At 67.1% G+C, this 19,649-nt stretch carries 21 protein-coding genes and 1 tRNA gene; 12 read left to right on the top strand and 10 right to left on the bottom strand.

Going from position 1 to position 19,649, the window contains the following annotated elements:
- Positions 1-29 precede the first annotated feature (29 nt).
- Positions 30-635, top strand: coding sequence for a cysteine hydrolase family protein (locus ACWGL1_RS08855; protein ID WP_338578546.1), 606 nt, complete (start codon positions 30-32; stop codon positions 633-635).
- On the opposite strand, the gene ACWGL1_RS08850 is transcribed toward ACWGL1_RS08855, so the two are convergent.
- The gene (locus ACWGL1_RS08850) at positions 632-1,648 is read right to left on the bottom strand and encodes a DNA topoisomerase IB (protein WP_452111775.1); all 1,017 of its coding nucleotides are present in this window, start codon (positions 1,646-1,648) and stop codon (positions 632-634) included. The genes ACWGL1_RS08855 and ACWGL1_RS08850 overlap by 4 nt on opposite strands.
- 88 nt (positions 1,649-1,736) lie before the next feature.
- Positions 1,737-2,657 (bottom strand): LysR substrate-binding domain-containing protein, encoded by a 921-nt coding sequence (locus ACWGL1_RS08845; RefSeq protein ID WP_452111774.1) that lies wholly within the window; start codon positions 2,655-2,657, stop codon positions 1,737-1,739.
- A gap of 126 nt (positions 2,658-2,783) precedes the next feature.
- Here ACWGL1_RS08845 and ACWGL1_RS08840 point away from each other — a divergent pair, with 126 nt between their 5' ends.
- From ACWGL1_RS08840 to ACWGL1_RS08830, 3 genes are all read left to right on the top strand, one after another.
- Entirely contained in the window at positions 2,784-3,653 is an 870-nt protein-coding gene (locus tag ACWGL1_RS08840) for a pirin family protein (RefSeq protein ID WP_452111773.1), read from the top strand.
- 105 nt (positions 3,654-3,758) lie between these two features.
- On the top strand, positions 3,759-4,400 hold the full coding sequence (locus ACWGL1_RS08835) for a hydrolase (protein ID WP_452111772.1): 642 nt from the start codon (positions 3,759-3,761) through the stop codon (positions 4,398-4,400).
- Between the two features lie 78 nt (positions 4,401-4,478).
- Positions 4,479-5,375: a pirin family protein gene (locus ACWGL1_RS08830; RefSeq protein WP_291774714.1), complete on the top strand. Its 897-nt coding sequence runs from the start codon at positions 4,479-4,481 to the stop codon at positions 5,373-5,375.
- 58 nt (positions 5,376-5,433) lie between these two features.
- Here the strand turns inward: ACWGL1_RS08830 and ACWGL1_RS08825 are convergent, their stop codons facing one another.
- Together ACWGL1_RS08825 and ACWGL1_RS08820 are read right to left on the bottom strand one after the other, a co-directional pair.
- The gene (locus ACWGL1_RS08825; RefSeq protein ID WP_346486680.1) at positions 5,434-6,750 is read right to left on the bottom strand and encodes a dicarboxylate/amino acid:cation symporter; all 1,317 of its coding nucleotides are present in this window, start codon (positions 6,748-6,750) and stop codon (positions 5,434-5,436) included.
- A 33-nt stretch (positions 6,751-6,783) separates the two neighbouring features.
- Positions 6,784-7,890: an amino acid ABC transporter substrate-binding protein gene (locus tag ACWGL1_RS08820; protein WP_291774709.1), complete on the bottom strand. Its 1,107-nt coding sequence runs from the start codon at positions 7,888-7,890 to the stop codon at positions 6,784-6,786.
- 78 nt (positions 7,891-7,968) lie between these two features.
- Here ACWGL1_RS08820 and metC point away from each other — a divergent pair, with 78 nt between their 5' ends.
- The gene (metC, locus tag ACWGL1_RS08815) at positions 7,969-9,162 is read left to right on the top strand and encodes a cystathionine beta-lyase (protein ID WP_452111855.1); all 1,194 of its coding nucleotides are present in this window, start codon (positions 7,969-7,971) and stop codon (positions 9,160-9,162) included.
- Here the strand turns inward: metC and ACWGL1_RS08810 are convergent.
- From ACWGL1_RS08810 to ACWGL1_RS08800, 3 genes are all read right to left on the bottom strand, one after another.
- Positions 9,121-9,197, bottom strand: a tRNA-Arg gene (locus ACWGL1_RS08810). The genes metC and ACWGL1_RS08810 overlap by 42 nt on opposite strands.
- Positions 9,198-9,216: 19 nt before the next feature.
- Positions 9,217-9,522, bottom strand: a complete 306-nt coding sequence (locus tag ACWGL1_RS08805; protein WP_452111771.1) for an ETC complex I subunit — start codon at positions 9,520-9,522, stop codon at positions 9,217-9,219.
- Between the two features lie 93 nt (positions 9,523-9,615).
- Positions 9,616-9,918: a sel1 repeat family protein gene (locus tag ACWGL1_RS08800; protein ID WP_312218086.1), complete on the bottom strand. Its 303-nt coding sequence runs from the start codon at positions 9,916-9,918 to the stop codon at positions 9,616-9,618.
- A gap of 202 nt (positions 9,919-10,120) precedes the next feature.
- Here ACWGL1_RS08800 and ACWGL1_RS08795 point away from each other — a divergent pair, with 202 nt between their 5' ends.
- Both ACWGL1_RS08795 and ACWGL1_RS08790 read left to right on the top strand, forming a co-directional pair.
- Positions 10,121-10,678, top strand: a complete 558-nt coding sequence (locus ACWGL1_RS08795; protein ID WP_452111770.1) for an RcnB family protein — start codon at positions 10,121-10,123, stop codon at positions 10,676-10,678.
- 153 nt (positions 10,679-10,831) lie between these two features.
- On the top strand, positions 10,832-11,842 hold the full coding sequence (locus ACWGL1_RS08790) for an RcnB family protein (protein ID WP_452111769.1): 1,011 nt from the start codon (positions 10,832-10,834) through the stop codon (positions 11,840-11,842).
- A 170-nt stretch (positions 11,843-12,012) separates the two neighbouring features.
- On the opposite strand, the gene gatB is transcribed toward ACWGL1_RS08790, so the two are convergent.
- From gatB to gatC, 3 genes are read right to left on the bottom strand one after another with little or no spacing between them, the layout of a single operon-like run.
- Positions 12,013-13,506: an Asp-tRNA(Asn)/Glu-tRNA(Gln) amidotransferase subunit GatB gene (gene gatB, locus ACWGL1_RS08785; RefSeq protein ID WP_452111854.1), complete on the bottom strand. Its 1,494-nt coding sequence runs from the start codon at positions 13,504-13,506 to the stop codon at positions 12,013-12,015.
- A gap of 2 nt (positions 13,507-13,508) precedes the next feature.
- Positions 13,509-14,987 carry an Asp-tRNA(Asn)/Glu-tRNA(Gln) amidotransferase subunit GatA gene (gatA, locus tag ACWGL1_RS08780; RefSeq protein WP_452111768.1) on the bottom strand — a complete coding sequence of 493 codons (1,479 nt, stop codon included), beginning with the start codon at positions 14,985-14,987 and terminating at the stop codon, positions 13,509-13,511.
- A 3-nt stretch (positions 14,988-14,990) separates the two neighbouring features.
- Positions 14,991-15,278 carry an Asp-tRNA(Asn)/Glu-tRNA(Gln) amidotransferase subunit GatC gene (gene gatC, locus ACWGL1_RS08775; protein WP_046653549.1) on the bottom strand — a complete coding sequence of 96 codons (288 nt, stop codon included), beginning with the start codon at positions 15,276-15,278 and terminating at the stop codon, positions 14,991-14,993.
- Between the two features lie 171 nt (positions 15,279-15,449).
- Between gatC and ACWGL1_RS08770 the strand changes: the two genes are divergently transcribed.
- The 5 genes from ACWGL1_RS08770 to pyrC all read left to right on the top strand — a co-directional run bounded on the left by ACWGL1_RS08770 (position 15,450) and on the right by pyrC (position 19,640).
- Positions 15,450-15,749, top strand: coding sequence for a helix-turn-helix domain-containing protein (locus ACWGL1_RS08770; RefSeq protein WP_291774686.1), 300 nt, complete (start codon positions 15,450-15,452; stop codon positions 15,747-15,749).
- A gap of 199 nt (positions 15,750-15,948) precedes the next feature.
- Complete coding sequence (gene ruvX, locus ACWGL1_RS08765) at positions 15,949-16,413, top strand: Holliday junction resolvase RuvX (protein WP_346486674.1); 465 nt, start codon at positions 15,949-15,951, stop codon at positions 16,411-16,413.
- A 1-nt stretch (position 16,414) separates the two neighbouring features.
- Positions 16,415-17,338 (top strand): AEC family transporter, encoded by a 924-nt coding sequence (locus ACWGL1_RS08760; protein WP_452111767.1) that lies wholly within the window; start codon positions 16,415-16,417, stop codon positions 17,336-17,338.
- Between the two features lie 23 nt (positions 17,339-17,361).
- Positions 17,362-18,345 (top strand): aspartate carbamoyltransferase catalytic subunit, encoded by a 984-nt coding sequence (locus tag ACWGL1_RS08755; protein ID WP_338578533.1) that lies wholly within the window; start codon positions 17,362-17,364, stop codon positions 18,343-18,345.
- Positions 18,342-19,640, top strand: coding sequence for a dihydroorotase (gene pyrC / locus ACWGL1_RS08750; RefSeq protein ID WP_452111766.1), 1,299 nt, complete (start codon positions 18,342-18,344; stop codon positions 19,638-19,640). Before ACWGL1_RS08755 ends, pyrC begins: the two co-directional genes overlap by 4 nt.
- Positions 19,641-19,649: the final 9 nt, after the last annotated feature.

Here is a 19,649-nt window from a genome sequence, read left to right as displayed (position 1 = left end):
CACTCGAAGCCCTAAGCTTTGGCGCAGGCATGGCTTCCGGCATCCATTTCGGCCGCATCCCGGCCAACGCGGTCCATCTGTGCGTGGACATGCAAAGGCTGTTCGCCGAGGACACGGCGTGGCGCACCCCGTGGATGCCCCGCGTCCTGCCGGTGGTCGTGCGCCTGTGCGAGCGCAAGGCCGAGCGCACCTGCTTCACCCGCTTCATACCCGCGCGCTCGCCCGGCGACGGACGGGGGACCTGGCGGCGCTATTGGGAGCGATGGGCGTCGATCACGCTCGAGAACCTCGGCGAGGAGCGCGTCGAGCTGCTGCCCGAGCTTCAGGCCTTCACCCCGCCCGCCAGGGTGCTGGACAAGGCGCACTATTCGCCCTGGCTCGATACCGGCCTGGCGACGGCCCTCATGACGGGCCAGGTCGACACCCTGGTGGTGACGGGAGCGGAGACCGACATGTGCGTGCTGGCGACCGTCCTGGGGGCCGTGGACCTTGGGTTCAGGGTGGTGGTGGTCTCCGACGCCCTGTGCAGTTCCTCGGATCAGTCGCACGACGCCCTGCTCGACCTCTACCACGACCGTTTCGGCCAGCAGATCGAAACGGCGGAGTGCGACGAGGTTCTGGAGGCCTGGGCCTAGGCGGCCTCATCCAGCAGTTTCGCCAGCCGGGCGTCGAACCGCCGAGCGTCCGGCCCCGGCAGCAGGTTCGCAATGGTCCCGGCTTCATACAGTTCGATCACGCGCGGATGGACATAGGAGGCCCGGCAGACCGTAGGCGTATTGCCCAACAGACCCGCCACCGCCTTCATGCAGGTCGAGACGTTGCGTCGGGCCTCGGCCTGGGAGGCGGGCGGCGCCATCTCGCAAAAGGCTCGCGCAGCCGAGACAGTGGCGGCCCAGGTGCGAAAATCCTTGGCGGAGAACTGCTCGCCCATGGCTTCGTGAATATAGGCGTTCACGTCGTCCGAACTGATCGCACACAGCGTCCCCTCGGCGTCGCGGTATTTGAACAGATGCTGGCCCGGAAGGCCCTCCAGGCTGCGCAACACCCGCGCCAGGCGCCGATCGCTGACCTTCACCCGATGTTCCTTGCCGCTCTTGCCCCGGAACTCGAACGTCAGGACCGAGCCGTCGACCTCCAGGTGCCGCTTGCACAGGGTCGTTAGACCGAAACTGCGGTTGTGGCGGGCATAGGCGGCGTTGCCTATCCGGATCAGGGTGAGCTCCAGCAGACGCACTGCGGTAGCCAGCACCTTGTCCTTGCGCGGCCCCCGCAGCGACAGATCCTGTTCAACCCGATCATGCAGGCGCGGCAAGCGACTCGCGAAGGCCGGAAGGCGCGCGAACTTGTGCGAGGCGGCATGGGCTGTCCAATCGGGGTGATATCGGTATTGCTTGCGGCCTCGCGCATCGCGGCCGGTCGCCTGAATATGGCCTCTGGCGTCGGCGCAGATCCAGACGTCTTCCCAGGCGGGCGGGATGGCCAGGGCGCGGATGCGCTCCAGAACCTCTCTCGTGCGGATCAGGCGTCCGTTCGGATCACGATAACAGAAACCGCGACCGCTCCGTCGCCGCGTCAGACCCGGTTGGTCGTCGCTGGACCAGGTCAGTCCATCGGAACACGGCGCCTCGGTCGTCTTCATGAGCATCATCGCGGCTCTTGCCCGGTCTAGCGTCTAGGCAACGCCAGGGCTGGACTTCGGCTCCCTGAAGACGTCGTCAGCCGTTGGTCTGAGTCGCTCACCTCACCGCTTCGCCATGCGCCTGCTGTTCCGCACAGCCTTCGGCCAGGAAATCGAGCAGCATCCGCACCGACGGCAGCAGGCCTCGTCGTGAGGGGAAGACGGCGTGGACGATCCACTTCTTCGGCCGCCAATCCGGCAGCAGGTCGACCAGACGCCCGTCATGCAGATCGCGCACCACCGCCACGGTCGGCAACAGGGCGACGCCCAGCCCCTGCACCGCCGCCTCATGCAGCATGTGCAGATCGTCGGTCACCAGACGCGGAGAATGGCGAACCGAGGCGGTCATGCCGTCCTTATGGTGCAGGGACCAGACGTGGTCGCGGTGCGCCGGACCGAAATCCAGACTGGGCCAGCCCGCCAGGTCGGCCGGGCCGGAAGGCGGCGCAAACCGCGTGATCAGATCGGGCGCAGCCACAAGGCGGTGCACGCTCTCGTCCAGCTTGCGCATAACCAGGTCCGTCATCTCCAGCGGCGGCTCGCGCACGCGGATAGCCAGGTCGAAACCCTCGCCGATGACGTCCACCCGGCGGCTGGTGCTGTGCAGATGCACCTCGACCTCGGGATAGACGGCCATGAAGCGCGCGATCAGCCCGCCCATCTGATAGGTCAGCAGCCCCGGCACGCAGGCGACGCGAATGACGCCGCGCGGCTGGGCCGCGACATTGTCGATCACGGCCTGGGCCGCCTCGGCCTCGACCAGCATGGCCAGACAGTGGCGGTAATATTCCTGACCGACCTCCGTAACCGAGAATTTGCGGGACGATCGCTGGATCAGGCGCGTGCCCAGTTGGTCCTCCAGAAAGGCGATACGTCGACTGAGCTTGGACTTCTGCATGCCCAGCGCTCGCGCGGCGGGCGCGAAGCCGCCGTGATCCACCACCTGGACGAAGTAATAGAGGTCGTTGAGGTCTCTCATCGTCCTATTGATAGGACGCAGCGAGGCGATTTCGCAATCTGCACAGGCCGGCGTTCCAGGGCCATAAAGTCTTCAACGCGATCGGCCCTGCCTCCAGCGGCCGATCCAACGAATGGAGACTAGACCATGAAGAAGGTTCTGGGCCGTTACGGCAACGACCGCGGCCACTGGGTCGGCGACGGCTTCCCCGTCCGTTCGCTGTTTTCCTACAACGCCGTCGGCAAGCAGGTCAGCCCCTTCCTGCTGCTCGACTACGCCGGTCCGTACAATTTCGAGCCGACGACCGAGCGGCGCGGCGTGGGCCAGCATCCGCACCGCGGCTTCGAGACCGTGACCATCGTCTATGACGGCGAGGTCGAGCATCGCGACTCGACCGGCCAGGGCGGCGTCATCGGCCCCGGCGACGTCCAGTGGATGACGGCGGGCGGCGGCATCCTGCACGAGGAGTTCCACTCCCCGGCCTTCTCGCGCACCGGCGGCCCGTTCCGCATGGTTCAACTGTGGGTCAACCTGCCCGCCAAGGACAAGATGACCCGTCCCGGCTACCAGTCGATCCTGAACGCCGACATTCCGACCGTTTCCCTACCGGATGACGCAGGCACGGCCCGGATCATCGCCGGCGCGATGGGCGGCTCGAAAAGCCCGGCCAGCACCTTCACGCCCATCAATGTTTGGGACGTGCGGTTGAACCGGGACGCCGAGACGACGCTGGACCTGCCCGAAGGCCATACGGCCATGGTGGTGGTTCTGTCAGGCCATGTCACCGTCAACGGCGACCAGCCGGCCGGCGCCGCCGAAGCCCTGCTGCTGGACCGTCAGGGCGACAGCGTGGCCCTGAGCGCCGATGCGGACACGACCCTGCTGATCCTGACCGGAGAGCCCATCGACGAGCCCATCGTCGGCTACGGCCCGTTCGTGATGAACAGCGAGGACGAGATCCGCACTGCCATCACGGACTTCAACAGCGGCCGCTTCGGCGACATTCCGGCCGCCTGATCCCCCTCACAGAAACGTAAGGCCCGGCCTTCGGACCGGGCCGCACCCCCCGCCCCGAACGGACATTTGTCCGAGCGCGGCCCCCTGCCTGAAAGGAAAGACCCAATGGCCAGCGAACCGATCCGCGATCCGAAGTCGGATCACCTTCTGACCCCCGAGAATTCGGCCTTTGTCATCATCGACTATCAGCCGATCCAGGTGAACTCCATCGCCTCGATGGACCGCCAACTGCTGGTGAACAACATCGTCGGCACGGCCAAGGCCGCCGTCGCCTACGGCCTGCCGATCGTCCACTCGACCGTCAACGTCGAGACAGGGTTGAACAAGCCGCCGATCGGTCAACTGCGTAAGGTCCTGAAAGACTACCCGACCTATGACCGCACCACGATCAACTCCTGGGAAGACGTGGAATTCCGCAAGGCGGTCGAGGCCACCGGCCGCAAGAAGCTGATCATGACGGCCCTGTGGACCGAGGCCTGCCTGACCTTCCCCGCTCTGGACGCTCTGCGTGAGGGATATGAGGTCTATGTCGTGGCCGACGCCGTCGGCGGCACCTCGGTCGCCGCCCACGAAATGGGTCTGCGCCGCATCGAACAGGCCGGCGGAAAGATGATTTCCGTGCCTCAGCTCTTCTGCGAGCTGCAGCGTGACTGGAAACGGTCGGAAACCGTCCCCGCCTTCATGAACCTGTTCATCGAAACCGGCGGCACGGCCGGGATCCAATTCTCCTACGACAAGGAGGACTGACCTTTGGGGCGATCCGGGCCATAGTGCGCGGGTCGCCCCGTGCGTCGTTGCAGCGTTTCTTACTCCAGGAAAATCAATATGATCGAACTCGTCATCGACCAGCGCCGCAAGGATCTCGGCGGCTTTGAGGTCGGCCGCGTCCTGCCTTTCGCCAAGCGCCGTATGGTCGGCCCCTTCGCCTTCTTCGACCACATGGGGCCGGTGGACATGCCGGCGGGCCTGCCCAAGACGGTCGACGTGCGTCCCCACCCGCACATCGGCATCTCGACCCTGACCTATCTGTTCGAGGGCGAGATCACGCACCGCGACAGCCTGGGCGTGCAGCAGGACATCCGGCCGGCCGAGGTCAACTGGATGACCGCGGGCAGCGGCGTGACCCACTCGGAGCGTTTCGAACGCGCTCGCCGCGAAGGCGCGCGTCTGGAAGGCATCCAGGCCTGGGTCGCCCTGCCCAATGGTCAGGAAGAGATCGACCCGTCCTTCCAGCATGTCGTCCCCGGCGATCTGCCGACCTGGGTCGAGGGCGGGGTGAAGGGACGCCTGGTTGCGGGCGAAACCATGGGCATGAAGGCCGGTGTCAGCACCTTCTCGCCGCTGCACTACCTGCACCTGGAGCTTGAGCCCGGCGCCCGCTTCCAGACTCCGACCGATCATTCGGAAAGCGCCGTCTATGTCGTCCAGGGCCTGGTCGAGATCGACGACGGCAAGCCCCTGGGTCACGGTCAGATGGCGGTCCTCTCCTCGGGCGCGCCGTCCGTGATCCACGCCCTGCAGCCGACCACCGTCATGGTGCTGGGCGGCGAGCCGGTGGGCGAGCGCTTCATCGAGTGGAACTTCGTCTCGTCCTCCAGGGAGCGCATCGAGCAGGCCAAGGCCGACTGGCGCGCGGGCCGCATCAAGCTGCCCGACATGGATGATCAGGAATTCATCCCCCTGCCTCCCGATCCGACGCCGCCCGCGCCGCCCATGTCCTGACCGGGGACCGGGCGCCAGGGACAAGGCCGACGCAGGCGATCCTGCGTCGGCCTTTTTCCTAGGCGGCGGCCGGCGCTGCAGGCGGCTCGTCGGCGTCGGCATCCTCTTCCCCGCGCGACACCACCGCCGCGACGACCAAGTCGCCGGTGACGTTCAGCGACGTCCGGCACATGTCCAGGAAGCGATCCACGCCCAGGATCAGGCCGATCCCCTCCGGCGGCACCCCCACCATGGCCAGGATCATGGCGATGACCGGCAGGGAGCCTGCGGGCACGCCCGCCGTGCCCACTCCGCCCAGAATGCACACCAGCATGACGATCACCTGCTGGCCCAGGGTCAGGTCGACGCCGAAGAACTGGGCCAGGAACAGCACCGTCACCCCCTCGAACAGGGCCGTGCCGTTCTGATTGGCGGTGGCGCCGACGGTCAGGACGAAACGAGCGATCTTGCGCGGCAGGCCCAGTTCCTGTTCGGCCACGCGCAGCGACACCGGCAGGCTGGCGTTTGACGAGGCGGTGGAAAAGGACACCACCATGGCCTCGCGGATGTCGCGGAAGAACTTCAGCGGCGACATGCCGCCGAACAGCCAGATCACCAGCGGATAGACCACGAACATATGGATCGCCATGGCGCCCACGGCCACGGCCACGAAGGCGCCCAGACGGATCAGCAGCTCCCAGCCGAACAGGGCCGCGAGGTTGAACATCAGGCAGGCGATGGCGATGGGCGCGATGCGGATGACGAGGTTGATGAGCTTCATCATCACCTCGAACAGACCCTCGATGGTCTGTTGCAGCCGGTCGGTGGCCGGGCTCTTGGTCATGACCAGGCCGACGCCGAAGAACAGGGCGAAGACCATGACCGGCAGAATCTGGTTCTCGGCCGCCGCCGTGAAGACGTTCGACGGAATCAGGTCCAGGAAGAAGTCGCCCGCCTGCACCGAGGTCGGCGCGCTGCCGACGATGGATGCGGCCCCCGCACGCCCCTGATCCAGCAGCTGTTGCGCCAGGGCCGGATCAACCCCGTCGCCCGGACGGAAGACATTGACCATCACCATGCCGATAAGCACGGCCACGGCCGAAATGAAGACGGTGAAGCCCAGGCTCTTGGACCCCGCACGACCGAGAGCCTTCAGGTCGCCCATCTCGGCCACCCCGATGACGAGGGCCGAGAACAGCAGGGGCAGGACCAGCATGAACAGCAGGCGCAGGAAGATCTGTCCCGCCGGGCCCGTGATGTTGGAGGTCAGCCACTGCACCCAACCGACGTCGCCCCCGACGGTCAGATTGACGATGAGGCCGCCTGTGAGACCGACCAGAAACCCGATCAGCATCAACACATGAAGCGGCAGTCCGCGCTTGGCCGTGGTCTCCATCCGGTCCCTTCCCTATTCCCTCATCCCCTTGGACTAACGGACAGGAAGGCCATAGATCAACCCGCCAGGTCGTGATGACCATTGAGCATTCAGCCCGCGCTCCAGATCAAGCGACGACTGAGAGCCCAGATTCCGACTGAATATCTCACCGTAGTTTCCACCTGCGGAAACCGCGTCTTTCGCCCATGTTCTCGATAGATCAAGGCTGGGTCCAAAGTCACCTTCGTCGCCCAGAAGGCGACGCACTCTGGGGTCAGCGGAATTCTTGGACAGGTCTGCGACATTTGCGCGCGTCACGCCCAATTCCTCAGCCAGAATCAGGGCGTTGAGCGTCCAGCGGATCACCGCTGTCCAGCGATCGTCGCCGCTGCGCACCACGGGGCCCAGCGGCTCCTTGGAGATGACGTCGGGCAGGATGACGTGCTGCTGCGGGTTCGGCAGGGTCGTGCGGGCCGCCGCCAGGGCCGAGATGTCGGCGGTGAAGGCGTCGCATTCCTCTCGCGCATAGGCCTGCCGCGCCTCGCCCTCGGTCGCCACCACGACGGGTCGATATTCGATGCCCCGGCGACGGAAATAGTCCTCGACGTTCAGTTCGGTGGTCGAGCCCGACTGCACGCAGATGCGCGCGCCGTTCAATTCGGCCGCGCTGCTCAGATTGAGCGAGCGCCGCACCATGAAGCCCTGACCGTCATAATAGTTGATCCCGGCGAAGCTGAGTTGCGCGCCGGTATCCCGGCTCATGGTCCAGGAGGTGTTGCGCCACAGCACGTCCACCCGCCCGTCCCGCAGGGCGTCGAAGCGCTGCTCCGTCGTCAGCGGCACAAAGCGCACGGCGTCCGGATCGCCGAAGATAGCCGCCGCCGTCGCCCGGCAGAAGTCGACGTCGAACCCCCGCCAGGCGCCCCTGTTGTCCGTATAGGCGAAGCCGACCAGTCCCTCGTGCACGCCGCAGTTCAAACGCCCGCGCTGACGCACGGCCGCCAGGGTCGGGCTGGGCTCCGCCTCGCCGGCGGCGACCGGCGCCTGGCGGGAAGGTTCGCGCGGCTCGGGCGCCTGTGGTTCAGCCGTCCTCTGACAGGCTCCTGTCGCCAGGAGCGCCGCCACGCCCGCCGCCGCCGCTCCGCCTCGCCATTTCCGCATCCGTTCCGCCGCTCCGTCTTGCACCCCTGAACAGTTTAGAGCCCTCTAGGCGCCGAACCGCAACCCGCCGGAGCCGCCATGCCGCCCATTTCCGACCGAACTCGGCTGATCGCCAGCGCCACCCGGCGCGGCCAGGGCCGCCGCCCGGTCAATCCACCGCTCGAACGCGCCTCGACCATGCTGAGCGACGACCCGGCCCGGATGCAGGATGGTTCGGACGGACCCGTCTATGGTCTCGACGGCACGAGCGCCGCGCGCGAACTGCGCGCCCTGCTGGCCCAGATGGAGGGCGGCGCCGACGCCTTCTTGGTCCCTTCGGGCCTGGCCGCCGTGACCGTGCCCCTGGTCGCCCTGCTCCGGCCTGGCGACGAGGTGCTGACCACCGACGCCGTCTACGGCCCGACGCGCCGGTTCCTGACGCGCCATCTCGCCGCGCGCGGCATCAGCGCGCGCTTCCACCCCGCCGACGCCTCGATCGAGACCGTCCTGGCCGCCCTGACGCCCCGCACGCGGCTTGTGCTGATCGAGGCGCCCGCCTCCCTGACCTTCGAGATGACCGACGTTCCCGCGCTGGCCGCCGCCTGTCGCGAGCGCGGCGTCCTGACCGTCATGGACAACACCTGGGCGGCCGGGCTGGCCTTCCGCCCTCTGGCGCACGGCGTCGACGTCAGCGTCCAGGCCCTGACCAAATACGTCGGCGGCCATTCCGACCTGCTGATGGGCGGCATCGCGGCGTGCGCGCCCGAGATCGTTCGCGCCATCGCCCACGCCATCGAAGACATGGGCTGGCACGTATCGCCGGATGACGCCTGGCTGGCGGTGCGGGGCGTCCGCACCCTGCCCTTGCGCTATGAAGCCCAGGCCCGCTCGGCTCTGGAGATCGCCCAATGGCTGAAGGCGCGGCCAGAGGTCGCCGACGTCCTTTATCCGCCCCTGGCCGGCTCGATCGGCCATGACCTGTGGCGACGCGATTTCGAGGGCGCCGCCTCCTTGATGGGCGTGATCATGAAGGGCGGCGACACGGCGGCCGCCCACGCCTTCATGCGCGCGCTCAGCCTGTTCGGCATGGGCTATTCCTGGGGCGGCTTCGAAAGCCTGATCACCTTTGAGACCCCGCAACTGGCCTATCGCGAACACGCGCCCGACCTGCCCGGCCAGTTGCTGCGCCTGCATATCGGATTGGAAGACCCCGCCGACCTGGTCGCCGATCTCGAGAAGGGTCTGGAGGCGTGGCGCGCCCTGCAGGACTCGAACCTGCAACCGTCCGCTTAGAAGGCGGGTGCTCTATCCGGTTGAGCTAAGGGCGCCGGGGGGCCGCAGTCGGACTCAGTGGGTCCAGGACTGCTTGCGGTTGGTGGCGAAGTTGTCGGCGTAGGCCTTGATGATGACCGGCGCCTCATTCGGCTCATGCAGGCGGAAGGGGATGCCGTGGCGTTCGGCGTACTCGATCGCCTCTTCCCTGGTGTCGAAGGACAGGCGGACCTGGCCGTTCATGTCGGTCGAGCTGGTCCAGCCCATCAGCGGATCGATCGTGCGGGCCGAAGCCGGCTCGAACTCCAGACGCCAGTCGTGCGTCTTGGCCTTGCCGGACTGCATCGCGGTCTTGGCCGGGCGGTAGATGCGAGCGAGCATGGACGGAATCCTTCGGACGGGGAACTCGCCGGGTGCATACCCCGCCGCCGCCGCCCGGTCCAGACGCCGAAAGGCTTCTCAGGCCGCCAAAGGTCAGGCCGCCAGAGACGATGAGCCGGCGTCGATCCAGCGCCGCGCGGCGCGCTGGGCTTCCGCGATCTCGTCGTGCTCCATCTCCTGGCTGAGGTCGCGGCGGTATCCCCTCGCCTCGAGCGACCCCTTCATGGCCGCCAGGTTGAAGATCATGTGAGCCGACACCCGGTCGATGGGGCATCCGTCCAGGCCGGCCGAATAGGCCAGGCCCAACCGGAACAGGGCATCGCCGTCCATGTCCGGCGTCGGCAACGGCAAGGCCGTGCGGTCCGTCGGTTCGTGCGCCGTTTCGTGGGCGTTCATCGCTTGGTCCCTCCTGAGCAGCACCTTCTGCGCCGCCCTCGGAAACGCATTCAAATACCGGCGGTTTGAAATTAGCATTAACGCGCCTTCCTCCCGCGCGCGGCGCGATGCGCAAGCTGAAAGCGCGGTTCAGGCGCCATTCATTCGCGGACGCCGAAGTTGGGCTTCAGACAGGGTTTCGCCGCTTCGAATGGAGTTGAATATGAACCGCCTCACCAAGGCCGCCGTCATCGCCCTGGCGCTGGCGACCACGGCCGCTCCCATGATGGCGCAGGCCCAGGATCGACACGATCGCCGTGAATGGCGTCAGGATCGCCGTGACGATCGCCGCGAATGGCGTCAGGACCGTCGGGATGACCGGCGTGAATTGCGTCAGGACCGACGCGAATGGCGTCAGGACCGCCGCCACGACCGTCGCGACTGGCGCCAGGACCAACGCCGCCATGACCGCTGGAGTCGCGACAATCGCGACTGGTGGCGCGGGCGGCCGGAATTCCGCGACTATCGCGGCGCCCGGAACGGCTACTGGTACGCCCCCGGCCATGGCTATTATCGGGTCGAGCCGCGCTACTACGGCTATCGCTGGCGCACGGGCGGCTACCTGCCGTCGGCCTATCGCAACTACTACGTCAGCGACCCCTATTTCTATGGCCTGCGCCCCGCGCCGCGCGGTTATCGCTATGTCCACGCCGGCAACGACATCCTGATGATCGCGGTCGCGACCGGCCTGATCGCCAGAGTGATGAACAACGTCTATTAAGGCAGCGACTGCTATCTTTTTCGCCCCGCAAGATCCTGTCTTGCGGGGCTTTTTTCATGACAATGCTCTGTGATCGACGTTCAGCCGCAGTTCATGGGCCCTCGTGCATTTTCCTCCCAAGCCGCCCAATCTGGGCGTGCGAGGACTTTGACCATGAAACGTTCCCTTCTCATGTTCGCGGCGGTCTCCGCCTTCCTCGTGCCCGCCGCAGCACCTCTGTCCGTCCTGGCCCAGGACCGGCCCGAGCACCGTGCTCAAACGCGCGGAGACAGCCCGCGCCGCGCCGAACGTCGCGCCACGCCGCAACGTGAACGCGGCGACATGGCCGTGCGCCCGCGCGAGCGCCAGGAAGCGCCCCGCCAGAATTCGCCTCGCCCGCAATCACGCCCCGATCAAACGCGGCCTCAAGCACGGCCGGACGGCCAACGGCCTCAACGCCCGACGGGTCAGCGTCCCGACTCATCAAGGCCGGATCGTCCGTCTCGTCCGGAAGCGCAACGTCCCAACCGCCCGGATCGACCGGACCGACCCAATCGCCCCGACTGGAATCGACCCAACCAGCCAGATCGGCCGGGACGACCCGACCGCCCGAACCGGCCCAACCGTCCCGACCAGTCGAGACCGGATCGTCCTGATCGTCCCGGCGCCAACCGACCGGACCGCCCCGACTGGAACCGTCCGAACCGACCAGACGCCAATCGACCGAACCGGCCGGATTGGAACCGCCCCGGCCGTCCCGACGCCAATCGGCCCAATCGGCCGAACCGCCCCGGCTGGAACGGAAATCGGGATCGCGACTATCGCGAATTCCACAACCGCTGGAACCGCGACCAGTGGCGCCGGGACTGGGATCGCCGCCATCGCAGCGACTGGTGGCGTCATGACCAACGCTTCCGGGGCTGGAACGGCGTGCGCATCGGCTACTATTTCGCCCCCGGCTACGGCTACTACAGCGTGCCGCGCAGCTATTGGAACCGGCAGTATTACGTCGGCCAGTACCTGCCGGACATCTTCTGGCGCTATCAGGTGAACGACTGGCGCACCTACGGCCTGGGCTATCCGCCTCCGGGCACGCGGTGGGTCTATGTCGACAACGCAATCTATCTGATCGACGACTACGACGGCTACATCATCGAAGTCGTCCGCGACGCCTGGCGCTGGTAGCGCAAAACAGGAAAGCCCCGGAGAGCGATCTCCGGGGCTTTTTAACGGGCTGCGGTCAGAAAGGCTTCGCCTACTCGACCCGACGCACTCCCCTGTCGCTCAAGCAGCGAGCGACCGCGTCGCGAGCGTTAGCGACCAGCCGGGGGTTTGGGGGCCGCAGCCCCCAAGCATCAAAGCCCCAGCTTTGATTTAAGGATATCGTTGACCGCGGCCGGGTTGGCCTTGCCGCCGGTGGCCTTCATGACCTGACCGACGAACCAGCCGATGGCCTGGGGCTTCTCGGCGACGGCGGCGGCCTTGTCCGGGTTGGCGGCGATGATCTCGTCCACCGCCTTCTCGATGGCGCCGGTGTCCGTGACCTGCTTCAGGCCGTGCTTCTCGACCACCTCGGCGGGCGAGCCTTCGCCGTTCCAGACGTAGTCGAAGACTTCCTTGGCGATCTTGGACGAGATGACGTTCGTCTCGATCAGTTCGACCAGCTGGGCCACATGGGCGGCGGGCAGCGGGTTGTCGCTGAAGTCCTTGCTGTCCGCAGCCAGCCGGGCCGAGACCTCGTTCGTCACCCAGTTGGACACCAGCTTGGCGTCGCGACCTTTCGCGGCGGCCTCGAAATAGTCGGCCTTGGCCTGTTCCGAGATCAGCACGCCCGCGTCGTATTGCGACAGGCCGTACTCGCTCATGAAGCGGCGACGCTTGTCGTCCGGCAGTTCCGGCAGGCTGGCCTTGATCTCGTCGATCCAGGCCTGTTCCAGCACCAGCGGCAGCAGGTCGGGGTCGGGGAAGTAGCGATAGTCCTGCGCCTCTTCCTTGGAGCGCATGGAGCGGGTCTCGCCCTTCACCGCGTCGAACAGACGGGTCTCCTGCGTGATCGAACCGCCGTCTTCGAGGATCTCGATCTGGCGGCGCGCCTCATACTGGATCGCCTGAGAAATGAAGCGGAAGCTGTTGACGTTCTTGATCTCGCAGCGCGTCCCCAGGAAGCTGAAGTCGCCTGTTTCCTTGAACTTGCCGTAGTTCCCGGCGCGGCAGACCGACACGTTCACGTCGGCGCGCAGATTGCCCTTCTCCATGTCGCCGTCGCACGTGCCGAGGTAGATCAGGATGGTCCGGATCTTCTTGACGTAGGCGACCGCTTCTTCCGGCGTGCGGATGTCGGGGCGCGAGACGATCTCCATCAGCGCCGTGCCCGCACGGTTCAGGTCGACGTAGGACTCGGTCGGCGACAGGTCGTGGATCAGCTTGCCCGCGTCCTGTTCCAGGTGCAGGCGCTCGATGCCGACGTTGAAGAAGCTGCCGTCCTCGGCCTCAACCTCGACCACGCCCTCGCCCACGATGGGGTGATACAGCTGGCTGATCTGATAGCCGGTCGGCAGGTCGGGATAGAAGTAGTTCTTGCGGTCGAACTGGCTCTTCAGATTGATCTGGGCGCGCAGGCCCAGGCCCGACTTCACCGCCTGCTCGACGCAATACTTGTTCAGGGTCGGCAGCATGCCGGGGAAGCCCGCGTCGACCAGCGACACCTGCTCGTTCGGCCCGGCGCCGAAGCCGACCGCCGCGCCCGAGAACAGCTTGGCGTTCGAGGCGACCTGGGCGTGGATCTCCAGACCCATGACGATTTCCCAAGCGCCGGTGCGGCCCTGGATCAGTTTGGAGTTCTCAGTCATGCTCACCACCAACGGTCCGGCTTGGCGACGAAGCCCGCCGCGTCTTCGAGGGCGCCCGCGACCTGGAACACCGTCGCTTCATCCAGGGCCTTGCCGATGACCTGCAGGCCCAGCGGCAGGCCGTCGGCGCTGAGGCCGGCGGGGACCGAGATGCCCGGCAGACCGGCCAGGTTGGTCGTCACCGTGAAGACGTCGTTCAGATACATGGTCAGGGGGTCGATCTGCTTGTCGCCGATGGCGAAGGCGGCCGACGGGGTGGACGGCGTCAGGATGGCGTCCACCTGACCCCAGACATTGTCGAAGTCCTGGGCGATGCGGCGACGCACCTTCAGCGCCTTGACGTAGTAGGCGTCGTAGAAGCCCGCCGACAGCACATAGGCGCCGATGGTCAGGCGGCGCTGGACCTCCTTGCCGAAGCCCTCGGCGCGCGAGGTCGCATAGAGGTCGTCCAGCGAGGTGAACTCTTCGGCGCGGTGGCCGAAGCGCATGCCGTCATAGCGCGCCAGGTTCGACGACGCCTCGGCAGGGGCCACGATATAGTAGGTCGGCAGGGCGTATTTGGTGTGCGGCAGGCTGATCTCGACGATCTCGCAACCGGCGGCCTTCAGCCACTCGACGCCCTGCTCCCAGAGCTTCTGGATCTCGGCGGGCATGCTGTCGAGGACGTATTCCTTGGGCACGCCGATGCGCAGGCCCTTGACCGACTGGCCGACTGACTGGGTCCAGTCGGGGGTCGGGATGTCGAGGCTGGTCGAATCCTTGGCGTCGAACGAGCACATGGAGTTCAGCAGCAGGGCCGAATCCCTGACCGTCTTGGCGATCGGCCCGGCCTGGTCCAGCGAGCTGGCGAAGGCGACCATGCCGTAGCGGCTGGCGCGGCCATAGGTCGGCTTGATGCCCACGGTGCCGGTGAAGGCGGCGGGCTGGCGGATCGAGCCGCCGGTGTCCGACGCGGTCGCGGCCAGGCACAGGTCCGCCGCCACGGCCGAGGCCGAACCGCCCGACGAGCCGCCCGGCGTCAGGTCGGCGTTCGAGCCCTTGGACTTCCACGGGTTCTTCACCGGGCCGAAGGCCGAGGTCTCGTTGGACGAGCCCATGGCGAATTCGTCCATGTTCAGCTTGCCCAGCATGACCGCCCCGTCGCGCCACAGATTGGCGGTGACGGTCGATTCATACGGCGGGACGAAACCACGCAGCATGTTGGAGGCGGCGGTCGTCTGCACGCCCTCGGTGCAGAACAGGTCCTTGATGCCCAGCGGCGCGCCTTCCAGCGCCCCGCCCTCGCCCTTGGCCAGACGGGCGTCGGACGCGCGCGCCTGTTCCAGCGCCTTGTCCGCCGTCACCTCGACATAGGCGTTCAGCGTCGGGTTCGAGGCCTCGATGTTGGTCAGGAAAGCCTGGGTCAGTTCTTCGGACGAGAAGGTCTTGGCCTTCAGGCCGTCGACGGCGTCGGCCAGCGTCAGCTTGGTCAGATCGGTCATGACTTACTCCACGACCTTGGGCACGACGAAGAAGCCGTCGGCGGACTTGGGCGCGTTGGACAGGACGTCGGCGACCTTGTCGCCGTCCGTGACCACGTCGTCGCGCAGACGCAGCGGCTGGGACACGTTGGAGGTCATCGGTTCGACGCCCTGCACGTCCACCTCGTCCAGCTGTTCGATCCACTTCAGGATGCCGTTCAGCTCCTGGGCCAGCGGCTCCAGGCGGTCCTCGGGGGTCTTGATGCGGGCGAGATGCGCAACCTTGCGCACCGTCGCGGCGTCGATGGCCATGCGGCCCTCCAAAGCATGAGAGTCTAAGGGGTCGGGATTAGCGTCTCGACGCCGCTTCGACAAGGATTTGGGTGCAGGCGCGAAATGAGCCTGGCCGTTGCGGCCAAACGCCCCCTTTTGACGGCTGCAACGGCGCCTAAGTATGAGAGGCGGATCGAAGGAGATGCGACCATGAAGATCACCGGCCCTCAAGTCCGCGCCGCCCGCGCCCTGGTGCAATGGCCGCGCGATCATGTGGCGCGCCTGTCCGGCCTGACGGTCGATGTCCTCGCGGACTTCGAGCGCGAGAACGTCGATCCCGGCGACGAGGCCCGCAGCCGCTTGCAAGCCGCGCTGGAGGAAGGCGGCGCCGTCTTCCTGCACGAGACCGACGGCGGTCTGGGCGTGCGGCTGAAATTCACGCGCAAGGAAGTGCGCTCGATCCGCAGCATGGAGAACGAAGGCGGGCCGGTCGGGGACGACGACGTGTGAGTCACTCCCCCCGCTCCCGCTCATCCCGGCGGACGCCGGGATCCAGTACTTTGGCTTCAAGCAAGAACCTTGATCACATTGCATGATGGTCGCGACCCGCCGCGCGCGAGGCTCTTACTGGATCCCGGCGTCCGCCGGGATGAGCGGTGGAAAGGTCCCGCACTTTGACACGCACGCCCACAGGGCCTAACGCCCGCCCGTGCCTGTATTCGATCTCTCCGAACTGTCCGCCGCCTGCCCGCCCAACACCCCGTGGCTGGGTCTGGATCTGGGCGAGAACACCATCGGCGTCGCCGCCTCCGACGCCGGGCGCATCATCGCCAGCCCGCTGGAGCTGATCCGCAAAACCAAATTCACCCAGGACGCCGAACGCCTGTTCAAGATCATGGACGGCCGCAACGTCTCGGCCCTGATCATCGGCCTGCCGCTGAACATGGACGGGACCGAGGGGCCGCGCGCCCAGTCGTGCCGCGCCTTCGCCCGCAATCTGGAGCGGTTCCGGCCGGTCAACGTCGCCTTTCAGGACGAGCGGCTGTCGACCACCGCCGTCGAGCGGTTCCTGATCGACGAGTTGGACCTGACCCGCAAGCGCCGCGCCGATGTGGTGGACCGCACCGCCGCCGCCTGGATCCTGCAAGGCGCGCTGGATCGGCTGCGCGACTGAGATGACAGCCCTCCTCTCGGGCGTCCTGCCGGTCTTCCTGCTTCTGGCGCTCGGCTATGGGCTGAAGAAATCGGACTATCTGCCTGACGCCGCCTGGCGGCCGATCGAGAAGCTGGCCATCAATGTCCTCTATCCCGGCTTCCTGATCCCGGCGATCTGGAACGCGGACCTGTCGGGATCGGCCGCAGGCGCGGCGGGCGCCGCCGCCGTCACCGTGTCGATCATCGTCTCGACCCTGACCCTGCTGTCCAGGCCGCTGTTACCCCTCAGCGGCCCGGCCTACACCAGCGTTTTCCAGGGCATGATCCGCTGGAACAGCTTCGTCTTCCTGCCGGTCGTGCAGGCGGTGTTCGGGGCGGAGGGCGTCGGCCTGGCCGCCGTGGTCATCGCCGCCATGATCCCGGTCAGCAACATCCTGAGCGTCATCGTCCTGGCCAAGTGGGGCGCGGACCAGCGCGGCGCCTCGCCCAAAGCCCTGTTCCGGGCGATGATGTCCAATCCCATCCTTCTGGCCTGTCTGGCGGGTCTGGCGCTGAATTTTTCCGGCGCGCCAAGGCCGCCGGGGGTGGCCGAGACGCTGCAACTGCTGGGATCGGCCGCCCTGCCGCTGGGTCTGATCGTGGCGGGCGCAGGTCTCAGCTTCCGCGAACTGGCGCGCACCCGCGTCACGGTGAGCGCCGTGGTGGTGGTCAAGATGATCGTGACGCCGCTGGCCATGTGGCAGCTGGCGCGCCTGTACGGCGGCGATGAACTGGCGCAGGGAATCGCCCTGCTGTGCGGGGCCGCGCCCGGCGCCGCCTCGGCCTATGTGCTGGCCCGCCAGATGGGCGGCGACGCGCCGTTGATGGCCGGCATCATCGCGGCGACGACGGTATTCTCCGTGATCGGCATCCCCATGGCGCTGCTGCTATTCCATCTGGCCTGAGTCCCGCCTATTACGGCGTCTCAATGACCCACGCAGCGCCTGTCACCGATCTCATCAAGGAACGGCTGACGCCGTTTCCTCGCGACCACTTCCTCGCCGCCGGAGACCTCCATCCGCCGGCCGCCTTGGCCTTGCTGGATCTGGCCGACGCCTTCGTCGACTTTAACAGGCAGTCAGCCAAGGGCGTGGACCTGATGCGCGGCCAGACGGTCGTGAACCTGTTCTTCGAGAACTCGACGCGAACCAGTTCCTCCTTCGAGATCGCGGCCAAGCGTCTCGGCGCCGATGTCGTGACCATGCCGGTCGCCTCGTCCTCGGTGAAGAAGGGCGAGACGCTGATCGACACCGCCGTGACGCTGAACGCCATGAAGCCGGAGATTCTGGTGGTGCGCCACGCTTCTTCCGGCGCGGTGGACCTGCTGTCGCAGAAGGTGGGCTGCGCGGTCGTCAACGCGGGCGACGGACGACATGAGCACCCGACGCAGGCTCTGCTGGACCTGCTGTCTCTGCGCCGCGCCTTCGGCGACGTGGGCGGACTGACCGTGGCCATCTGCGGCGACATCGCCCACAGCCGCGTGGCGCGCTCGAACGTCGCCCTGCTGCAGATGATGGGCGCGCGGGTGCGGCTGATCGGACCTCCGACGCTAGTGCCCGGCGACGCCGACCGCTGGGGCTGCGAGGTCTTCCACGACATGAAGGAGGGTCTGGCCGGTTGTGACGTGGTGATGATGCTGCGCCTTCAACTGGAACGGATGGCGGGCGCCCTGATCCCCTCGACGCGCGAGTATTTCCGCTTCTGGGGTCTGGATCGCGAAAAGCTGGCCTGGGCCGCGCCGAACGCCAAGGTCATGCACCCCGGCCCGATGAACCGGGGCGTGGAGATCGATTCCGACGTGGCCGACGATCTGAGCGTCTCCCTGATCCAGGATCAGGTCGAGATGGGCGTCGCCGCCCGCATGGCCGTTCTGGCCGCCCTCGCCCACCGCCGCGCGGGAGGCGCCGCATGACCGCCTCTCAACAGCCCATCGCTATCATCAACGCCCGCCTGCTGGACCCGGCCAGCGACTATGACGGCCCCGGCGCGGTCCTGATCGAGGACGGCCGCATCGTCGAGGTCATCCACGGACAGGCGACGCAACGCCCGGAGGGCGTGCAGATCATCGACGCCGACGGCCGCTGCCTGGCGCCCGGCCTGATCGACATCCGGGTCAAGACCGGCGAGCCGGGCAACGAGCCCAAGGAGACGCTGAAGTCGGCCAGCCTGTCGGCGGCGGCGGGCGGCGTCACCACCATCGTCGTCCAGCCCGACACCGATCCGGCCATCGACGATCCGGCCCTGATCGACCACATCCAGCGGCGCGGCGCGGCGCTCGACCTGGTCCACGTCCGTGCGGCGGGCGCGGCCACGCAAGCTCGCGACGGCGAGCGCATGGCCGAGATCGGCCTGATGCATGAGGCGGGCGCCCTGTATTTCACCGACGGCGACCGGGTGATCCGCAACACCCGCACCCTACAACGGGTGATGAGCTACGCCGCCTCGTTCAACGCCCTGATCGCCTGCCGCCCGACCGAGCCGTGGCTGTCGGAAGGCGCGGTCGCGACCTCGGGCGAACTAGCGACCCGACTGGGCCTGTCCGGCGCGCCCGCTATCGCCGAGCGCATCCAGTTGGAGCGCGACCTGGCCCTGGTCGAACAGACCGGCGCGCGTTTCCTGATCGACCAGATATCGACCGAGGGCGCGCTGGAGACGCTGGCCCGCGCTCGTGCGCGAGGGCTGGAGGTCGCGGCCTCGGCCTCGATCAACCACCTGTGCTTCAACGAGATCGACATCGGCGATTACCGGACCTTCTACCGGCTGGACCCGCCCTTGCGCGCCGAGAGCGACCGGCAGGCCCTGGTCGAGGCGGTGCGCGACGGCCTGATCGACGTCATCACCTCGGCCCACTGTCCAGAACCGGCCGAGAACAAGCGCCGCCCCTTCGCCGAGGCCGAGCCGGGCGCCGTGGGTCTGGAGACCCTGCTGCCCGCCGCCCTGACGCTGCACCACGAATACGGCGTCGATCTGCTGGACGTGCTGCGGCCGATGACACAGGGCCCGGCCGCCCTGCTGGGGCTGGAGGCCGGAGAGCTGTCGCAAGGCGCGCCCGCCGATCTGGTGCTGTTCGACGCCGGGGCGCCGGTGGTGGTCGACGCCGCGACGCTTCGCTCCAAGTCGAAGAATTCGCCCTTTGACGGGCGGCGACTGCAAGGGAAGGTCTTGCTCACCGTCGTTTCGGGCCGCATCGTCCACGACGCACGTTAAGGGGAGCGA

It is taken from the genome of Brevundimonas sp. NPDC055812, assembly GCF_053616535.1.
Note: the sequence above shows the minus strand (reverse complement) of the source record. Positions and strands in the feature narration are given on the sequence as shown.

What these genes read in the sequence shown, in the direction of transcription:
- ACWGL1_RS08790 (WP_452111769.1), top strand. Translation starts at nt 10,832, where the DNA reads ATGAAACGTTCCCTTCTCATGTTCGCGGCGGTCTCCGCCTTCCTCGTG.
- gatB (WP_452111854.1), bottom strand. Translation starts at nt 13,506, where the DNA reads ATGACTGAGAACTCCAAACTGATCCAGGGCCGCACCGGCGCTTGGGAA.
- pyrC (WP_452111766.1), top strand. Translation starts at nt 18,342, where the DNA reads ATGACCGCCTCTCAACAGCCCATCGCTATCATCAACGCCCGCCTGCTG.
- ACWGL1_RS08820 (WP_291774709.1), bottom strand. Translation starts at nt 7,890, where the DNA reads ATGCGGAAATGGCGAGGCGGAGCGGCGGCGGCGGGCGTGGCGGCGCTC.
- ACWGL1_RS08855 (WP_338578546.1), top strand. Translation starts at nt 30, where the DNA reads ATGGCTTCCGGCATCCATTTCGGCCGCATCCCGGCCAACGCGGTCCAT.
- gatA (WP_452111768.1), bottom strand. Translation starts at nt 14,987, where the DNA reads ATGACCGATCTGACCAAGCTGACGCTGGCCGACGCCGTCGACGGCCTG.
- ACWGL1_RS08845 (WP_452111774.1), bottom strand. Translation starts at nt 2,657, where the DNA reads ATGAGAGACCTCAACGACCTCTATTACTTCGTCCAGGTGGTGGATCAC.
- gatC (WP_046653549.1), bottom strand. Translation starts at nt 15,278, where the DNA reads ATGGCCATCGACGCCGCGACGGTGCGCAAGGTTGCGCATCTCGCCCGC.
- ACWGL1_RS08825 (WP_346486680.1), bottom strand. Translation starts at nt 6,750, where the DNA reads ATGGAGACCACGGCCAAGCGCGGACTGCCGCTTCATGTGTTGATGCTG.
- ACWGL1_RS08835 (WP_452111772.1), top strand. Translation starts at nt 3,759, where the DNA reads ATGGCCAGCGAACCGATCCGCGATCCGAAGTCGGATCACCTTCTGACC.
- ACWGL1_RS08755 (WP_338578533.1), top strand. Translation starts at nt 17,362, where the DNA reads ATGACCCACGCAGCGCCTGTCACCGATCTCATCAAGGAACGGCTGACG.
- ACWGL1_RS08800 (WP_312218086.1), bottom strand. Translation starts at nt 9,918, where the DNA reads ATGAACGCCCACGAAACGGCGCACGAACCGACGGACCGCACGGCCTTG.
- ACWGL1_RS08840 (WP_452111773.1), top strand. Translation starts at nt 2,784, where the DNA reads ATGAAGAAGGTTCTGGGCCGTTACGGCAACGACCGCGGCCACTGGGTC.
- metC (WP_452111855.1), top strand. Translation starts at nt 7,969, where the DNA reads ATGCCGCCCATTTCCGACCGAACTCGGCTGATCGCCAGCGCCACCCGG.
- ACWGL1_RS08850 (WP_452111775.1), bottom strand. Translation starts at nt 1,648, where the DNA reads ATGATGCTCATGAAGACGACCGAGGCGCCGTGTTCCGATGGACTGACC.
- ACWGL1_RS08805 (WP_452111771.1), bottom strand. Translation starts at nt 9,522, where the DNA reads ATGCTCGCTCGCATCTACCGCCCGGCCAAGACCGCGATGCAGTCCGGC.
- ACWGL1_RS08830 (WP_291774714.1), top strand. Translation starts at nt 4,479, where the DNA reads ATGATCGAACTCGTCATCGACCAGCGCCGCAAGGATCTCGGCGGCTTT.
- ACWGL1_RS08770 (WP_291774686.1), top strand. Translation starts at nt 15,450, where the DNA reads ATGAAGATCACCGGCCCTCAAGTCCGCGCCGCCCGCGCCCTGGTGCAA.
- ACWGL1_RS08760 (WP_452111767.1), top strand. Translation starts at nt 16,415, where the DNA reads ATGACAGCCCTCCTCTCGGGCGTCCTGCCGGTCTTCCTGCTTCTGGCG.
- ACWGL1_RS08795 (WP_452111770.1), top strand. Translation starts at nt 10,121, where the DNA reads ATGAACCGCCTCACCAAGGCCGCCGTCATCGCCCTGGCGCTGGCGACC.